Consider the following 15,854-nt stretch of genomic DNA (forward strand, 5'->3'; position numbering starts at 1 on the left):
CAGGGCTGTACGCCCAAGATCCCCGGAAGAGAATCTCCCGTACGCGCGGCTCCCGGTCCATCGAGGATTTCTTAAGCGCGCTCGCAGATCAGCTTCACACCCGGGGCGGGGGCGGCCCGGCGTCAACACGCGGAGGGGCGATCACCCTTCCGGGCGGGTCCCTTACGGACGGGTCACCGCTCCAGGACGCTCATCGCCGCGTTGTGGCCGGGGATGCCGCTCACTCCCCCGCCCCGGACCGCGCCCGCACCGCAGAGGAGCACGTTGGCGTGGCGGGTCCCGACCCCCCAGCGGCCGCCGTCCTCTCCGTGACCCGGCTCGTCCGCGTACGGGAAGGAGAGGTCGCGGTGGAAGATGTGGCCGCCCGGCAGCCGCAGCTCGCGTTCGAGGTCGAGCGGGGTCTTCGCCTCGACGCAGGGGCGCCCGTCGGCGTCGGGGGCGAGGCAGTCGGTGATCGGCTCGTCCAGGTGGGCGTCGAGCCGGGCGAGGGTGGCCGCGAGGAGTTCGGCGCGGGTGCCGTCGTTGTCGGCGGCGAACAGCCGGGCGGGGGTGTGCAGTCCGAAGAGGGTGAGGGTCTGGTGGCCGCGGGCGGCGAGGTCCGGGCCGAGGATCGTCGGGTCGGTGAGGGAGTGGCAGTAGATCTCGGAGGGCGGCGCGGTGGGCAGGCGTCCGGCGGCGGCCTCGGCGTGGGCGGTGGCCAGTTGTCCGTACCCCTCGGCGATGTGGAAGGTGCCGGCGAAGGCCTCGCGCGGGTCGACGGAGCGGTCCCGGAGCCTCGGCAGCCGGGTGAGCAGCATGTTGACCTTGAACTGGGCGCCCTCGGGGGCGGGCGGGGGCGGGTCGCCGAGGAGGGTGGCGAGTTCCGTCGGGGAGGCGTTGACGAGGACGTGGCCCGCCTCGACGGTCCCCTCGCCGTCGGCCGTGCGGTACGTGACCTCGGCGCGGCGTCCGTCGGTCTCGATCCGGGTGACCTCGTGGCCGGTGCGGAGGTGGGCTCCGGCGGTGCGGGCCGCGTCCGCGAGGGCGTCGGTGAGGGCGCCCATGCCGCCCACCGGCACGTCCCAGTCACCGGTGCCGCCGCCGATGACGTGGTAGAGGAAGCAGCGGTTCTGGAGGAGGGTGGGGTCGTGGGCGTCGGTGAAGGTGCCGATGAGGGCGTCGGTGAGGACGACGCCGCGGACCAGGTCGTCGGCGAAGCTCCTCTCCACCGCGACGCCGAGGGGTTCCTCGAAGAGCGTCCGCCAGGTGTCGGCGTCGTCGACGCGGGCGCGCAGCTCGGCCCGGGTGGGGAGCGGTTCGGTGAGGGTGGGGAAGATCCGGCGGGCGGCCCGGCCGGTGCGGGCGTAGAACGCCCGCCAGGCCTCGTACTCGCGGTCGGAGCCGGTCAGGGCGGCGAAGGAGGCGCGGGTGCGCTCGGGACCGCCGCCGACGAGGAGGCCGCCGTCGCCCTTCGGGGTGTACGAGGAGACGGACCGCTTCCGCACCTCGAACGTCAGGCCGAGGTCCCGGACGATCTTCTCCGGGAGGAGCGAGACGAGGTACGAGTACCGGGAGAGGCGTGCGTCCGTCCCGGCGAACGGGCGGGTGGAGACGGCCGCCCCGCCCGTGGAGCCGAGCCGTTCCAGGACGAGGACGGTCCGCCCGGCGCGGGCCAGGTAGGCGGCGGCGACGAGCCCGTTGTGCCCTCCCCCGACGACGACGGCGTCGTACGAAGGGGCGGGCGCGGGGGTTCCGGGGAGCGGGTCGGGGGCGGTCATGGCTCATGCTCACACGCGGGCGGGGGGCGGGAAAGGGGGCGCGGCCGGGGCCCGTCGCCTCCCGTGGGGTGATCAGGCCGAGGCCGCTCCCCGGGGCGGTGTGGCCGCCCCGAGGAGGAGGGCGGCGGCTTCGGTGGGCCGGCCGAGGCGTTCGAGGCAGCGGGCCCCGTCCTCCAGGGCGGCGACGGTGTCGGGGTGGGCGGGGCCGAGGAGCCGGGTGCGGGCGGCGGCGACGGCGCGGTGGGTCTCCAGGGCCTCCTCCCAGCGGTCGAGCCGGCCGAGGGCGACGGCGGTCTCCCGGCGGCTGAGGAGGGTGTCCGGGTGGTCGGCGCCCAGGACGCGCTCCCGGTCGGCGCGGACGGCCCGGGACTCCGCGAGCGCCTCCTCCCAGCGCCCGAGCCGGCCGAGGTTGACGGCGAGGACGTGGCGGGCGCGCAGGGTCTCGGGCCCGTCGGCGCCCTGGGCGCGGGTGCGGGCGGCGACGAGCTCGCGGCAAACGTCCAGGGCGTCCGCGGCCTGTCCGAGCCGCCCGAGGAAGACGCCGGTCTCGTAGCGGGCGGCGAGGGTCTCCGGGTGGTCGGCGCCGAGGGCCGCGGCGCGCGCCTCGGCGACCGCGCGGTACTGGGCGAGCGCCTCCTCCCCGCGCCCCAGGCGCCCGAGGAGATGGGCGACCTCCTGCCGGGTCGCCAGGGTGTCGGGGTGGCCGGGGCCGAGCAGCCGGGCCCGCGCCTCCGCGACCCCGTGCGCCGTGCGGTGCGCCTCCTCCAGGCGGCCGAGGCGGCCGAGGGTGAACGCCAGGTTGTGGCGGCAGCGCAGGGTGTCGGGGTGGCCGGGGCCGGCGGTGCGCTCGCGGGCGGCGAGCACCTCGACGTAGAGCTCGTACGCCTCGGGGTGCCGTCCGAGGCGCCCGAGCGCGTACGCCCGTTCCTGCCGTGCCGCGAGCGTGTCGGGGTGGTCCTCGCCGAGGACGCGGGCGCGGGCGCGGGCGACCCGGTCGAAGAGGTGCAGGGCTTCGGCGGGGCGGTCGAGGCGGGCGAGGGCGAAGCCGACCTCGTACTGGCTGGCGAGGGTGTCGGGGTGGTCGGGGCCGAGGACCCGCGCGCGGTCCTCGGCGACGGACCGGTGGACCGCCTCGGCCTCGTCCCAGCGGCCGAGCCTGCCGAGGCCCATCCCGGCCCGGTACCGGCCTGCGAGCACCGCGACCAGTTCGGCGGGGGGCGCGGCCGGGGCGAACGCGGTGGTGACGGGTGCTGGGGTGGCGGGCGCCGGGTCGACGGGCGTGGCTGTGCCGGGCGCGGCGGTGGTCCACTCGGTGGTGAGGACGGCCGCGGCGGGGTCGTGGGCGGCCGGGCGCGGACCGCCTGCGGCGGTGGCGGCCGGGCGGTGGCCGCCGGCCATCCCACGGGCCCACGCGGGCGCGACGGGGCCGGGTCCGGTGTCGGAGCCGATATGGGGCCCGGTATCGACCGACACGGGCCGGGTCGGCGGGAGGGGCGGCTGCGCGGGCACGCCGGGTAGTGGTGCGAACGGGGACGGTCCCGCGCGGCCCGAGACGATCCGGCGGCGCAGGTCGCCCGCGTCGGCCGGCCGCTCCTCGGGGACCTTGGCGAGCAGGTCGACGACGAGGCGGTCGAAGTAGTCGGGCAGCTCGGCCCGGTGGGCGCGCGGCGGGCTCGGCACCGTGTCCCGGTGGCCGATGAGGATCGCCCAGGAGTCGTCGAGGTCGAAGGGCGGGGCGCCGGTGGCGAGTTCGTACAGCACGCACCCCAGCGAGTAGAGGTCGCTGCGGTGGTCGATCTCGCCGCCGCCGATCTGCTCCGGGGACATGTAGTGGGGCGTGCCCATGGCGATGCCGGTCCCGGTGAGCTTGGAGGTGAAGTCCATGTCGGCGCCGAGCCGCGCTATCCCGAAGTCGCAGATCTTCACCGTGCCGTCCCGCAGCCGCATGATGTTCGCGGGCTTCAGGTCGCGGTGCACGATGCCCCGGCGGTGCGTGTACGCGAGGGCGTCGGCGACCTGGTCGGCGATCTCGACGAGGTCCTGGACGGGCAGCGGGTTCTGGGCGTTGGCCGCGAGGAGCTGGCTGAGGTTGCGGCCCTCCAGGAGCTCCATGACGAGGAAGAGCACACCCTCGTACTCGCCGAAGTCGTGCACGACGGTGATGCCCCGGTGCTGGAGCGCGGCGGCCACCCGCGCCTCGCGCCGGAAGCGCTCGCGCACCACGTCGCGGACGTGGGGGTCCCGCTGCGGGCCGAGGGGTTTGAGGCACTTCACGGCGACGCGGCGGCCGAGCGCCTCGTCGGTGGCGCGCCACACCTCGCCCATGCCCCCGCGGCCGATGACCTCGTGCAGGCGGTACCGGCCCTGGATCAGTCTGGAGTCCCCCATCGCGTGCCGCCGCCCCCGTCGATTCCGTGCGCCCTTTCCGGTGTGTCCAGTATGGCCGCCGGGTCGGACGACGGGTACGGGGCGGGGTACGCGTACGGGTCGGGTCGCGTCTCCGGGCCGAGCCGCGCCACGGCCCGCAGGACGTGCCGGGGCGGCAGCCTCCAGCGCAGGCCGGAGGGAACGCAGCGCAGGAGGTTGGCCGTGGCGACGAGCCGGCGGGTGACGGTCTCCGGCGGCGGGGCGGGCCGCCCGTAGAGGGCGTGGGCGTACGGGGGCAGGGTGTCGTACGCGAGTGCCGTGACGCGCCGCCAGATCACCTCGCGCGCCGGGACCAGGGCGGGTCGGACGGGCGGGCGGCGCAGGAAGTCCTCGACGGTCCGGGCGTCGGGCCCGGCGGCGAGCCGGGGGCGCACCGCCTCGAAGTGGGCGGCGAGTTCGGCGGTGGACGCCGGGGCGGCGTCCGGGTCGAGTCCCACGAGCCGGGCCGAGGACCGGTGTTCGTCGACGTAGCGGTCGGCCAGGGCGTCGGTGAGCGGGATCCCGGAGCGGCGGGCGACGGAGAGGTACGAGTCGGTCTCGGCGCAGTGGACCCAGAGCAGCAGTTCGGGGTCGTCCACGCCGAGCCGCCGGTGGATCCGGCGGACGCGGGCGCCGGCCTCCTCCGCCGCCGCGGTGGTGCCGTAGCCGAGGGTCCCGACGAAGTTCGCGGTCCGCATCAGGCGGCCCCAGGGGTCCTGCCGGAAACTGCTGTTGATCATGACGCCGCGGACGGCGACGGGGTGCAGCGCCTGGAGCCAGAGGGCCCGGACGCCGGCGATCCACATCACCGGGTCGCTGTGCAGCTGCCAGGTGACGGAGCGGGGTCCGAAGAGCCCGGGGTCGGCGTCCTGCCTCATGGCGTTCAGGCTACGCCGGAACGGGGGCGGGAGAGCCGTTCGGTGCGGGGTCTTCGTGCCGGGGCGCCGGGCCACTTCTCCCGGGGGGACTGTCTCTCAGGTCGCCCGCCGCTGCCGGGAGGCGTAGGCGCGGGACTTGTTGCGGTTGCCGCACACCCGCATGGAGCACCAGCGGCGGCTCCGGTTCTTCGACACGTCCCAGAAGGCCCATCCGCAGGTGTGCTCGGCGCAGCGCTTGAGGCGGGCCGCGTCCCCGGTCGCGACCAGTTCGCTCCAGGCGATGGCGAGCCGTGCCAGCGGTTCGCGCTGCGGGGGCAGTCCGGTCACCGGGGTCAGGACGCCGTGTGCCGTGACCCGTACCGGATGTCCGGCGAGGACCCGGTCCGCCCCGGCGAGCAGGGCGGGGTCGGGGACGTCGCCCACGTGGGCCCCCAGCTCCTCCCGGAGGCCGGCGCGCAGGGCCAGGTAGTCGCGGTGGATGCCGTCGGGGACCGGGCCGGGCGCGTCGAGCAGGCCGCGTCCCCGCAGCCAGTCGGCGAGCCCGTCCGGGGTGGCGATCTCGTCGCTCCCCTCCTCCACGTCGACCGTGTTGGCGAAGGCCTCCACGAGGACGGCCCCGGCGGGCGGCTCCAGCATGACGACTCCTTCCGCGGACTCCTCACCATTCTACCGGCAAAACGTTTAGGCGGTTGCGGGTCGGCCGGTCGTGCGCCAGAGTGGCCTCACCGGCTAAAGCGTTTGATGGTTAGGGGAGGATCATGCTCACAGCGCCGCCCGGAGCGACGAAGACCGGCGGGAGCCCCGGCCGGGCCGATCCCCGCCGCCGCAACACCCCGGTCCTGGTCGGCTTCACCGCCGTCACCAACCTCGCCGACGGGGTGGTGAAGATGGCCCTCCCGGTGCTCGCCGCCGGTCTCACCGGGTCCCCCGCCGAGGTCACCGCCGTCTCGCTGGCCCTCACGCTGCCCTGGCTGCTCGTCGCCCTGCACGTCGGCGTGCTCGTCGACCGCTCCGACCGGCGGCTGCTGCTCTGGGGCGCGAACGGGGCGCGGCTGGCGGCCACGGTCCTGCTCACCGCCTCCGCCGTCGGCGACGGCCTCACCCTCGGGGTGCTCCTGGGCGCGGGGGCGGTCCTCGGCGTCGCCGACGTGCTCGCCTCGACCTCCGCCTCCGCCCTGGTCCCGGCCGCGGTGCCGGTGGAGCGGCGCGAGGGCGCCAACGCCTGGATGGTGGGGGCCGAGACCGTGGGCCAGGAGTTCGCCGGTCCCTTCGCCGGCGGGCTGCTGCTGGCCGCCGGGACGGGGTTCGCCCTGGGAGCGACGAGTGTCGCGTACGCCCTCGCCGCGCTCTCCCTGTTCCTCCTGGTGGGCCGTTTCCGGGCGCCCGCGCCCGCGCCGGGCGCGGTGGCCGTCCCGGTCAACGCCCGGATCGCCGAGGGGATGCGCTTCCTGTGGCGGGACCGGGTGCTGCGCACCCTGTCGCTGATCGTCGCCGTGCTCGCCGCCGTCTGGGGCGCCTGGCTGGCGCTCATGCCGCTCTACGCCCGGCAGGACATGGCGCTCGGCCCCCGGGAGTACGGCATCGTGCTCAGCGCCCTCGGTGTCGGCGGGCTCGTGGGCGCGGCGGTCGTCACCCGGGTGAACCGGCTGCTCGGCGCGCGCTGGGCGATGTTCGCCGATCTGGTCGGCACCGCCCTGATGGTGGCCCTGCCGGCCCTGACCACCGACATCCGGACGGTGGCGGCCGGGGCCTTCCTCGGCGGCATGGGCGGCACGCTCTGGACGGTCAACGCCCGCACCCTCACCCAGCGCGTCGTCCCCGACGAGATGCTCGGCCGCTACAACGCGGCGGCCCGGCTCTTCAGCTTCGGCGCCATGCCGCTGGGCGCGGCCCTGGTCGGGCTCCTGGCCGAGTGGGGCGGTACGCGGCTCGCCTTCGGCGTCTTCGCGGTGGCCGTCGCGGTGACCCCGGTGCCGTTCCTCAGGAACGTCACCCCTTCGGCCCTGCGGGCCTTCCGCGCCTGACCGGGACGTCCGGGCCGGAGCCCCGGTCCCTCTGGCCCATCCGGCCCCTCTTGCGGGCACGCCGCCCTGTGTCACCCCGTTTCCGGACGGATCGCGCACCACCATGGGACGGGCACGCCCGGCTGCGACGCGGGCGCGTCCGGGACGGCGGACGGGGCAGACGCCCCGGGAGCACGCCGGGGCCGGCCGGGCGACCGCGCCCGCGCCCGCGCGTACGAGGCCGCACGAGGCACACGGCTCACGGCTCATACGAGGCACACGACGGAGGAGACATGCGCAAGAACAGGCGCTCGGACGGCGCGGCCCCGACCGACGAGGAGCTCGACGCGCTCGACGCCCACTGGCGGGCGGCCAACTACCTCGCCGTCGGACAGATCTACCTGATGGACAACCCGCTGCTGCGCAAACCCCTGGAGCCGGAGCACATCAAGCCCCGGCTGCTCGGGCACTGGGGCACGTCCCCGGGGCTCAACCTCGTGCACACCCACCTCAACCGGGTGATCCGGAACCGGGGCCTCGACGCCCTGTGCGTGTGGGGGCCCGGCCACGGCGGCCCGGCCGTCCTGGCGAACTCCTGGCTGGAGGGCAGCTACAGCGAGGTCTACCCGGACGTGAGCCGGGACGAGGAGGGCATGGCCCGGCTGTTCCGGCAGTTCTCCTTCCCCGGCGGGGTGCCGAGCCACGTGGCGCCCGAGACCCCCGGCTCGATCCACGAGGGCGGCGAGTTGGGCTACTCCCTGTCGCACGCGTACGGCGCCGCCCTCGACAACCCGGACCTCCTGGTGGCGTGCGTCATCGGGGACGGCGAGGCGGAGACGGGGCCGCTCGCCGGGTCCTGGCACGCGAACAAGTTCCTCGACCCCGTCCACGACGGGGCCGTCCTGCCGGTCCTCCACCTCAACGGCTACAAGATCGCGAACCCCACCGTGCTCGCCCGGCTCCCCGAGGCGGAGCTCGCCGAGCTGCTGCGGGGCTACGGCCACGACCCGCTGCACGTGACCGGCGACGACCCGCGCGAGGTCCACCGGGCGATGGCGGCCGCGATGGACACGGCGCTCGACCGCGTCCGGGACATCCAGCGGAAGGCCCGCGACGGCGGGGCGGCCGAGCGGCCGAGGTGGCCGGTGATCGTCCTGCGCACGCCGAAGGGCTGGACCGGCCCGGCGGAGGTCGACGGGCTGCCCGTCGAGGGCACCTGGCGTTCCCACCAGGTGCCCCTGCCGGGCGTACGGGAGAACGCGGAGCACCGCGCACAACTGGAGGCGTGGCTGCGCTCGTACCGCCCCGAGGAGCTGTTCGGCGACGACGGCACGCCGTCCGAGCGGGTGCTCGCCTGCGTGCCGGACGGCGAGCGCCGCCTCGGCGCCACCCCGCACGCCAACGGCGGCCTGCTGCGGCGGGACCTGCCCGTACCGCCCCTGGAGCGCTTCGCCGTGCCGGTGGAGGAGCCGGGCGCCACCCGGCACGAGCCGACCGGCGTCCTCGGGGACCTGCTCGAAGCCGTCATGGCCGCCACTGCGGACCGGCGCGACTTCCGGCTCGTCGGCCCCGACGAGACCGCGTCGAACCGGCTCCAGGCGGTGTACGGGGCCAGCGGCAAGGCCTGGCAGGAACCGCTCCTGAAGACCGACGAGCACCTCGACCGGCACGGCCGCGTCATGGAGATCCTCTCCGAGCACACCTGCCAGGGCTGGCTGGAGGGGTACTTGCTCACCGGCCGCCACGGCCTCTTCTCCTGCTACGAGGCCTTCGTCCACATCGTCGACTCCATGGTCAACCAGCACATCAAGTGGCTGCGGACCTCGCGCACCCTGCCCTGGCGGGCGCCGATCGCCTCCCTCAACTACCTGCTGACCTCGCACGTGTGGCGGCAGGACCACAACGGCTTCTCGCACCAGGACCCGGGCTTCGTCGACCACGTGCTCAACAAGAGTCCCGAGGTCGTCCGCGTCTACCTGCCGCCGGACGCCAACACCCTGCTGTCCGTCGCCGACCACGCGCTGCGCAGCCGGGACTACGTCAACGTGATCGTCGCCGGCAAGCAGCCCTGCTTAGACTGGCTCTCCCTGGACGAGGCCCGCGCCCACTGCGCCCGGGGCGCCGGGGTGTGGGAGTGGGCGGGCACCGAGGACGGCACGCGCGAGCCGGACGTGGTCCTCGCCTGCGCGGGCGACGTGCCGACCCAGGAGGTCCTTGCGGCGGCGAGCCTGCTGCGGCGGCACCTGCCCGACCTGGCGGTCCGGGTGGTGAACGTGGTCGACATGACGCGGCTCATGCCGCACGAGGAGCACCCGCACGGGATGACCGACGGGGAGTACGACGCGCTGTTCACCACGGACCGGCCGGTGATCTTCGGCTACCACGGCTACCCGTGGCTGGTGCACCGGCTCGCCTACCGCCGGGCCGGGCACGCGAACCTGCACGTGCGGGGCTACAAGGAGATGGGCACCACCACGACCCCCTTCGACATGGTCGTGCGCAACGACCTCGACCGCTACCGCCTGGTGATGGACGTGATCGACCGCGTGCCCGGCCTGGGCGTACGGGCCGTGGGGGTGCGGCAGGCCATGGCGGACGCCCGTACCCGCCACCACTCCTGGATCCGGGAGCACGGCACCGACATGCCCGAGGTCGCCGACTGGACCTGGACCGGGTCCGGCGCCCGGCACGAGGACGCCCCGTGACGGACGCCCCCTCGGGGACCTGACGGCGGTCGCCGGGGAGCAGCTTCCCGTACGGGCCCACCGACACCCGGAACATACCCCCAGGGGTAAGACTGTTAGAGTCAATGTCATACCCCGGGGGGTAATTCTCCAGTGAAGGGAACGGCTCGTGTTCTTTGTCGACACCATCGATGTCGAGGGCCTCGGAAACCGCGGCTACCTGGCCGGTGGCGAGCGGACGGCGGTGGCGGTGGACCCGCCCCGTGACGTCGACCGGGTCCTTGCCGCCGCCGCCCGGCGCGGGGTGCGGATATCCCACGTGGTGGAGACGCACCTCCACAACGACTACGTCACCGGCGGACCGGAGCTGGCCCGGCTCACCGGCGCCGCCTACCTGGTCCCGGCCGATGCCCGCGTCTCGTTCGACCGGGTCCCGGTCGCGGACGGCGACACCGTCGACGTCGACGCCGGCCTGCGCCTGGCGGCCGTCGCGACCCCCGGCCACACCCCGCACCACACCGCGTACGTCCTGAGCGAGAGCGGCAGGCCCGTGGCGGCCTTCACCGGCGGCTCCCTGCTCATCGGCACCGTCGGCCGCCCCGACCTCGTGGAGCCGCGCCTCACCGAGGAGCTGGCCCGAGCCCAGCACGCCTCCGCCCACCGGCTCGCCCGGACCCTGCCCGACGACACCGCCGTCCTGCCCACCCACGGCTTCGGCAGCTTCTGCTCCTCCGCGCAGGCGGACGGCGACGCCACCACGATCGGCAAGGAGAAGACCGCCAACCCCGCCCTCACCACGGACGTGGACGCCTTCGTGGCCGACCTGCTCGCGGGCCTGGAGGACGTCCCCGCCTACTACGCGCACATGGGCCCGGCGAACGCGTCCGGCCCCGCGCCGGTGGACCTCACTCCGCCGGCCCCCGCCGACCCGGACGAGATCGCCGCGCGGCTCGCCGCCGGGGAGTGGGTCGTGGACCTGCGCAGCCGGATCGCGTTCGCGGAAGGGCACGTGGCCGGCTCGTTCAACTACGAGGCGGACGGCAAACTCGCCACCCACCTGGCCTGGACGGTCCCCTGGGGCAAGCCCGTCACCCTGCTCGCCGAGACGGCCGAACAACTCGCCGACGCCCAGCGCGAACTGGTCAGGGTCGGGATCGACCGCCCGGCGGCCGCCGCCCTCGGCGGACCCACGGCCTGGATCCGTGACGGCGAGACCCCCGCCTCCTTCCCGCGCGCCACTTTCGCGGACCTCGCGGCCCGGAACACCGACGGGACCGTCGTCCTGGACGTACGCCGTGCCTCCGAGCGCGCGACCGGGTGGATCGAGGGCTCCGTCCACGTCCCGGTCCACGAACTGCACCGCCGCATCGGCGAGGTGCCCGACGGAACCGTCTGGGTGCACTGCGCCGGCGGCATGCGCGCCGCCATCGCCGCCTCCCTCCTCGACGCGGCCGGCCGCGAGGTGGTCGCCGTCGACGACGGCTTCGACGCCGCCACCGAGGCCGGGCTGACCGTCGTCACCGGCTGAACCGGGTTCCACGTCCACCCGCTGCCCGTACGAGCGCCCGCCCGTCGGGACGGCCCGCCCGTGAGCCGGGTCCCGCCCCACGGGACGCCGCTCGGCGGACACACCGCGGGACGCCGCTCGGCGGACACCCGGCGGCAACAGAGAAAGTCACGTCCATGATGTTCCCCGGCACGACCGCGTGAGCGCGCTGGTCCTCGCCCTGACCGCCGGAGCGGTCATCGGCCTGGCGCTCGGCGCCCTCGGCGGAGGGGGCGGCGTCCTGGCCGCCCCCGCCCTGATCCACCTGCTCGGTTTCACCCCGGCCGCCGCCGCGACGGCCGGTCTGATCATCGTCACGATCACCACGGTCAGCGCCCTGCCCGCACACGTCCGCGACGGCCACGTCGCCTGGCGGACGGGCACGCTGTTCGCGGCGGCGGGCGTCGCCCCGGCCCTCCTGGCCGGATTCGCCGCGGCGCGCCTTCCCGGGTCCGTACTCACCGTCGCGTTCGCGGCCGTCGCCGTCGTGGCGGCGCTGCGGATGCTGCGCCCCTCCGACCCCCGGCCGGTGACCGACGTCCGCGCCGCCAGGGCGGCCGGGGCGGGAGCCGGACTCGGCGCGGTGACCGGTCTCCTCGGGGTGGGCGGCGGCTTCCTCGCCGTTCCCGCGCTGACGGGGGTCCTGGGCCTGCGGATGCGGCAGGCGGTCGGCACGAGCCTGCTCGTCATCACCGTCAACTCCCTCGCCGCGCTCGCCGCGCGTGCGGGGAGCGGCGGGGACCTGCGCTGGGAGGTGACCGGCCCCTTCGCGGCCGCCGCCGTCCTCGGCGCGTGGGACGGCAGGCGGCTCGCCGCCCGAGTCACCGGAGACGCGCTGCGGAAGGCCTTCGCGTACCTGCTCCTGACGGTGGCGGCCCTCATGCTCGCCGACGTCGTCCGCTGAGACGCGCGTCCGGCGAGGTACGCGTCCGGCGAGGCGTGCCGGAAGGGGCACGCCCGCCGGGGCACGCGCTCCCGGGCCCGGCCGCCACGGCCGACCACCACGACCGCCTTCCGCCGACGACCACGACCACGACCACGACCACGACCAGCCACCGCGACACGTTCCAGCAATACTCCCGCAATACCCCCGGGGGTAAAATGATCCCGCCCCGCGCGGGCCCGTCGACAGACAAGGACCACATCCGTCATGACCACGCCCACCGCCCTCGGCACCGACGAGGCACGCACCCGCCTGCACGAGCTGACCGTGATCGACGTGCGGACCCCGGGCGAGTTCGCGAGCGGCCACGTGCCCGGCGCGCTCAACATTCCCCTGGCCCGGATCGAGGAGGCCCTGCCGGAGATCCGCGGGACCGCCGACCGGGGGGAGGTCCTGGTGGTCTGCGCCTCCGGTGCCCGCTCGGAGAACGCCTGCCGGACCCTCGCCGAGCACGGCGTCACCGCCACCACCCTCACCGGCGGCACCAACGCCTGGGCCGCCGGCGGACACGACCTGCACCGCCCCGGAGGCCGGCCGCGTACCTCCTGGGCCATGGAGCGGCAGGTCCGCTTCACCGCCGGCGCCGTCGTCCTCCTCGGGCTGCTCCTCGGCCTGCTCGTCCACCCGGCCTTCCAGCTGCTCGCCGCGGGCATCGCCGCCGGTCTCGTCTTCTCCGCCGTGACCGACACCTGCGGCATGGCCGCCGTGCTCGGCAGGCTGCCCCACAACCGGCCCCGCCCCGCCGACCTCGAAGCGGCCCTCGCCGCGTTGCGCGGCCGCTGACACCACGGGACGGAGGCGGGGTCCGGCCCCGACCGGGGAAGCCCGGCCCGGACGCACGCAGGCCCCGGTCCGGAGGCGCACATCCTCCGGGCCGGGGCCGACGGGACACGGGCTAGGGCAGGAGCTCGTCCATGGAGGCGCGCCCCTTCTCCGCCATCCGGCGTTCCGCCCAGGCGAGGTTCTTCGGGGTCACGTCACGGCCGGAGGCGAGGACCAGGTCCTCCGCCGTGAATTCGCCCTCCGATCCGGCGTGCAGCAGCCGGTCGGGCGTCGGGGAGTCCCCCGGGGACGTCTTGTCGGGCTCAGCGTTCATGCCGCCTCCTACGTGTTCGTCCGGCACTGGCCATTCTGGTGGCCGGGCGACGAGAACGCATCCGGGACCGGGGAGACCCGGTCCCGGCCCGTGTCGGTACGGTGTCGGCCCCCTGTCGACGGTTCCCGGGAGGGTGGGTCCCCCGCCCCGACGACCACGAGGAGCCACCGATGTCCCCGTCCCTGCCCCTGCGACGCCTGCACGTCACCGCCGTCCGCCCGATCACGCCCCGCACGGTCCGGGTGACGCTCGGCGGCCCGTCGCTCGACGGGTTCGCGCTCACCGGCCCCGACCAGCAGGTGAAGCTGTTCTTCCCCCGGCCGGGGCAGTCGGAGCCGGTCCTGCCGGTCCCGGGGCCCGACGGGGACGCGATGGGCTGGTACGCGGCGTACGCGGCGCTCCCCGAGCCGGAGCGTCCGTGGATGCGGAGCTACACCCTCCGGGCGCACGACCCGGTCACCGGGACCGTCGACGTCGACTTCTTCCTCCACGGAAGCGAGGAGGAAGGAGGGAGTGAAGGACCCGCTACGCGCTGGGCGCGGACGGCCCGGCCCGGGGACGTGCTCGGGATGTTCGGCCCGTCGGAGGACTTCGCGGCCCCCGTCGAGCCGGGCGCCGGCGACTGGGCCCTCCTCTACGCCGACGCCTGCGCGTTCCCCGCCCTGGCCACGGTCGTCGCCGCGCTCCCGCCGGGGCGGCGGGCCCTCGCCTACGTCCAGCTCCCGGACGCGGGCGAGGAGCGGCCCCTGCCGACGCCCGGCGACCTCACCGTGCGCTTCCTGCTCGACGGCGACTCCCCGGTCGACGCCGTGCGGGCCGACGACCTGCCGGAGGGGCGCCCGTACGCCTGGCTGGCGGGCGAGGCCTCGGCGGTGCGCGGGCTGCGGCGGCACCTCGTGGAGGAGCGGGGCGTCGACCGGCGCTCGGTGCACTTCACCGGGTACTGGCGCCGCCGCCTCGCCCAGGACGACGCCCCCACCCCGGAGGACCTCGCGGAGGCGAGGGAGCGCCTCGCGGGCGGCTGACCGGGACGCCCCCCCGGCGGCACGAGCGACGCTCAGGCGCCCGGGGCCGTCCGGGGCCGTCGTACGAGAGCGGCGGCGGCCCGGAGGGACAGGGCGGCCCCCTGCTCGTGGTGGCGGGTGTACGCCTCCGGGGTGAGGGCCGCGCGCAGGACCTCCTCCGCGCGGGTGCGGATCAGCGCCTCCGTCTCCGGGGTGAAGGGCCGGAAGCCGCCGGTGCCGGCCCCGGCGTGGGCGTCGTACGCGCCGAGGAACCACGCCCCGGCCTCGGCGTCGCCCGGTCCGCCCCGCCCGCCCCGGGCCCATGCCGCGGTGCCGAACTGGGCGACGAGGAGGTACGGGGCGACCAGGTGGGCCAGGGTCTCCACGTCCACGACGGCGCGGGCGAGGCGCTCGACGGCCCGGTCGTACGCGCCGTCCACGCAGTCGAGCCACGCCCACGTCCCACCGACCAGGCCCCAGAAGAGCGCCGGGGTGACCTCTCCGAACTCGCCTTCCAGAAGGGTGAGCTGGGCGCGGGCGAGGCCGGTCCGCCCGGTGTGGGCGTAGTGCTGGACGAGCAGCATCCGGGCGGCCCCGGCGGCCCCGGCGCCCCACTCCCCCGCCGCGTCGGCGGCCTCGGTCAGGAGCCGTTCGGCCGCAGGGTCGCCCTCCGGCCGGAGCCGGAGCCGCACGGCGGCCAGGCGCGCGGTGAAGACCGGCACCTGGGAGCGCGCGCCGACGCGGGCGGCGGCGGCCGCGGCCCGTTCGAAGTCGGCGGCGGCCTCGGCGAGCCCGCCGTCCTGCTCGTGGGCCTCGCCCCGGGCGGCGAGCGACTCCGCGATCCCCCAGGAGTCCCCGGCCGCCTCGAAGAGGGCGAGCGCCTCGTCGGCGTCGGCGCCGCGCCCGGCGAGTTTGGCGCGCATGAGGAGGGCGAAGCCCAGGTCCCAGCCGGGACCCCGGTCGCGGCAGGCGTCGACGATCTCGGTGAGGGTCTCGTCGAGGGTGGTGAGTTCCCCGGTCATCAGACGGGCGAAGTACCACATGCTGCCCGGCTGCCGGCAGGTCTGCGGCAGGCCGGGGCGGTACGCGGAGACGAGGGCGGAGAGGCGGGCGCGGGTCCCGGGGCGTTCGAGGGCGGTGGCGCCCGCGCCGCCCTCGGTGGCGAGCGCGTACAGCCGACCGCCGCGCCGGGCCTCCCACAGGCGCTCGCCGGTCCACGGCGGCGGCACGTCCGCGCACCGCCCGTCGAGCGGCTCCGCGCGCCGGACGGGCTCCCGGAACGGGTCGGGTCCGAGGCGCCCGGCCTCGACGGCCCAGGTGCGGGCGTCGACCTGGTGGTTGCGCAGTTGCCAGAACCAGCCGAGGCAGTGGACGAGGCAGAGCGCCTCCTGCTCGTCGCCGAGCGTCACGGCGGTCCGCAGGGCCGTGCGCAGATTGTCGTGCTCGGTCTCGAAGCGGGCGACGGCGGCGACCTGCCCCGGCCCCCGCAGCTGCGGATCCGTACGCCGGGCCAGCTCCCGGTAGTACGTCAGATGCC

Annotated in this window: 11 protein-coding genes and 1 pseudogene; 6 read left to right on the forward strand and 6 right to left on the reverse strand. The window is 75.9% G+C overall.

Annotation, left to right across the window (positions count from 1 at the left end; genetic code table 11):
- Positions 1–173: 173 nt before the first annotated feature.
- The 4 genes from ACFY7E_RS19690 to ACFY7E_RS19705 all read right to left on the reverse strand — a co-directional run bounded on the left by ACFY7E_RS19690 (position 174) and on the right by ACFY7E_RS19705 (position 5,677).
- Positions 174–1,757 carry a phytoene desaturase family protein gene (locus ACFY7E_RS19690; RefSeq protein ID WP_389486503.1) on the reverse strand — a complete coding sequence of 528 codons (1,584 nt, stop codon included), beginning with the start codon at positions 1,755–1,757 and terminating at the stop codon, positions 174–176.
- 72 nt (positions 1,758–1,829) lie between these two features.
- The gene (locus tag ACFY7E_RS19695; RefSeq protein WP_389486505.1) at positions 1,830–4,145 is read right to left on the reverse strand and encodes a tetratricopeptide repeat protein; all 2,316 of its coding nucleotides are present in this window, start codon (positions 4,143–4,145) and stop codon (positions 1,830–1,832) included.
- Positions 4,127–5,041, reverse strand: a complete 915-nt coding sequence (locus tag ACFY7E_RS19700) for an oxygenase MpaB family protein (RefSeq protein WP_389486507.1) — start codon at positions 5,039–5,041, stop codon at positions 4,127–4,129. The genes ACFY7E_RS19695 and ACFY7E_RS19700 overlap by 19 nt, the downstream gene beginning before the upstream one ends.
- Before the next feature lie 96 nt (positions 5,042–5,137).
- A complete protein-coding gene (locus ACFY7E_RS19705; protein WP_389486509.1) occupies positions 5,138–5,677 on the reverse strand; it encodes a CGNR zinc finger domain-containing protein in 540 nt (179 codons plus the stop codon).
- A 122-nt stretch (positions 5,678–5,799) separates the two neighbouring features.
- On the opposite strand from ACFY7E_RS19705, the gene ACFY7E_RS19710 reads away from it, so the two are divergent.
- From ACFY7E_RS19710 to ACFY7E_RS19730, 5 genes are all read left to right on the forward strand, one after another.
- Positions 5,800–7,065, forward strand: coding sequence for an MFS transporter (locus tag ACFY7E_RS19710; RefSeq protein ID WP_389486511.1), 1,266 nt, complete (start codon positions 5,800–5,802; stop codon positions 7,063–7,065).
- Positions 7,066–7,337: 272 nt separating this feature from the next.
- Positions 7,338–9,749: a phosphoketolase gene (locus tag ACFY7E_RS19715; protein ID WP_389486513.1), complete on the forward strand. Its 2,412-nt coding sequence runs from the start codon at positions 7,338–7,340 to the stop codon at positions 9,747–9,749.
- Between the two features lie 148 nt (positions 9,750–9,897).
- Positions 9,898–11,256, forward strand: a complete 1,359-nt coding sequence (locus ACFY7E_RS19720) for a rhodanese-like domain-containing protein (RefSeq protein WP_389486515.1) — start codon at positions 9,898–9,900, stop codon at positions 11,254–11,256.
- A gap of 178 nt (positions 11,257–11,434) precedes the next feature.
- Positions 11,435–12,178: a sulfite exporter TauE/SafE family protein gene (locus ACFY7E_RS19725; RefSeq protein ID WP_389486517.1), complete on the forward strand. Its 744-nt coding sequence runs from the start codon at positions 11,435–11,437 to the stop codon at positions 12,176–12,178.
- A 246-nt stretch (positions 12,179–12,424) separates the two neighbouring features.
- Positions 12,425–13,000 (forward strand): rhodanese-like domain-containing protein, encoded by a 576-nt coding sequence (locus ACFY7E_RS19730; RefSeq protein WP_389486519.1) that lies wholly within the window; start codon positions 12,425–12,427, stop codon positions 12,998–13,000.
- A 112-nt stretch (positions 13,001–13,112) separates the two neighbouring features.
- On the opposite strand, the gene ACFY7E_RS19735 is transcribed toward ACFY7E_RS19730, so the two are convergent.
- A complete protein-coding gene (locus tag ACFY7E_RS19735; protein WP_125666842.1) occupies positions 13,113–13,313 on the reverse strand; it encodes a hypothetical protein in 201 nt (66 codons plus the stop codon).
- A 170-nt stretch (positions 13,314–13,483) separates the two neighbouring features.
- Here ACFY7E_RS19735 and ACFY7E_RS19740 point away from each other — a divergent pair, with 170 nt between their 5' ends.
- Positions 13,484–14,338 carry a siderophore-interacting protein gene (locus tag ACFY7E_RS19740; protein ID WP_389486522.1) on the forward strand — a complete coding sequence of 285 codons (855 nt, stop codon included), beginning with the start codon at positions 13,484–13,486 and terminating at the stop codon, positions 14,336–14,338.
- 32 nt (positions 14,339–14,370) lie between these two features.
- On the opposite strand, the pseudogene ACFY7E_RS19745 reads toward ACFY7E_RS19740, so the two are convergent.
- Positions 14,371–15,854: pseudogene (locus ACFY7E_RS19745) on the reverse strand (AfsR family transcriptional regulator); the annotation flags it as partial.

It is taken from the genome of Streptomyces sp. NPDC012825, from assembly GCF_042900925.1.
Taxonomy (GTDB): Bacteria; Actinomycetota; Actinomycetes; order Streptomycetales; family Streptomycetaceae; genus Streptomyces.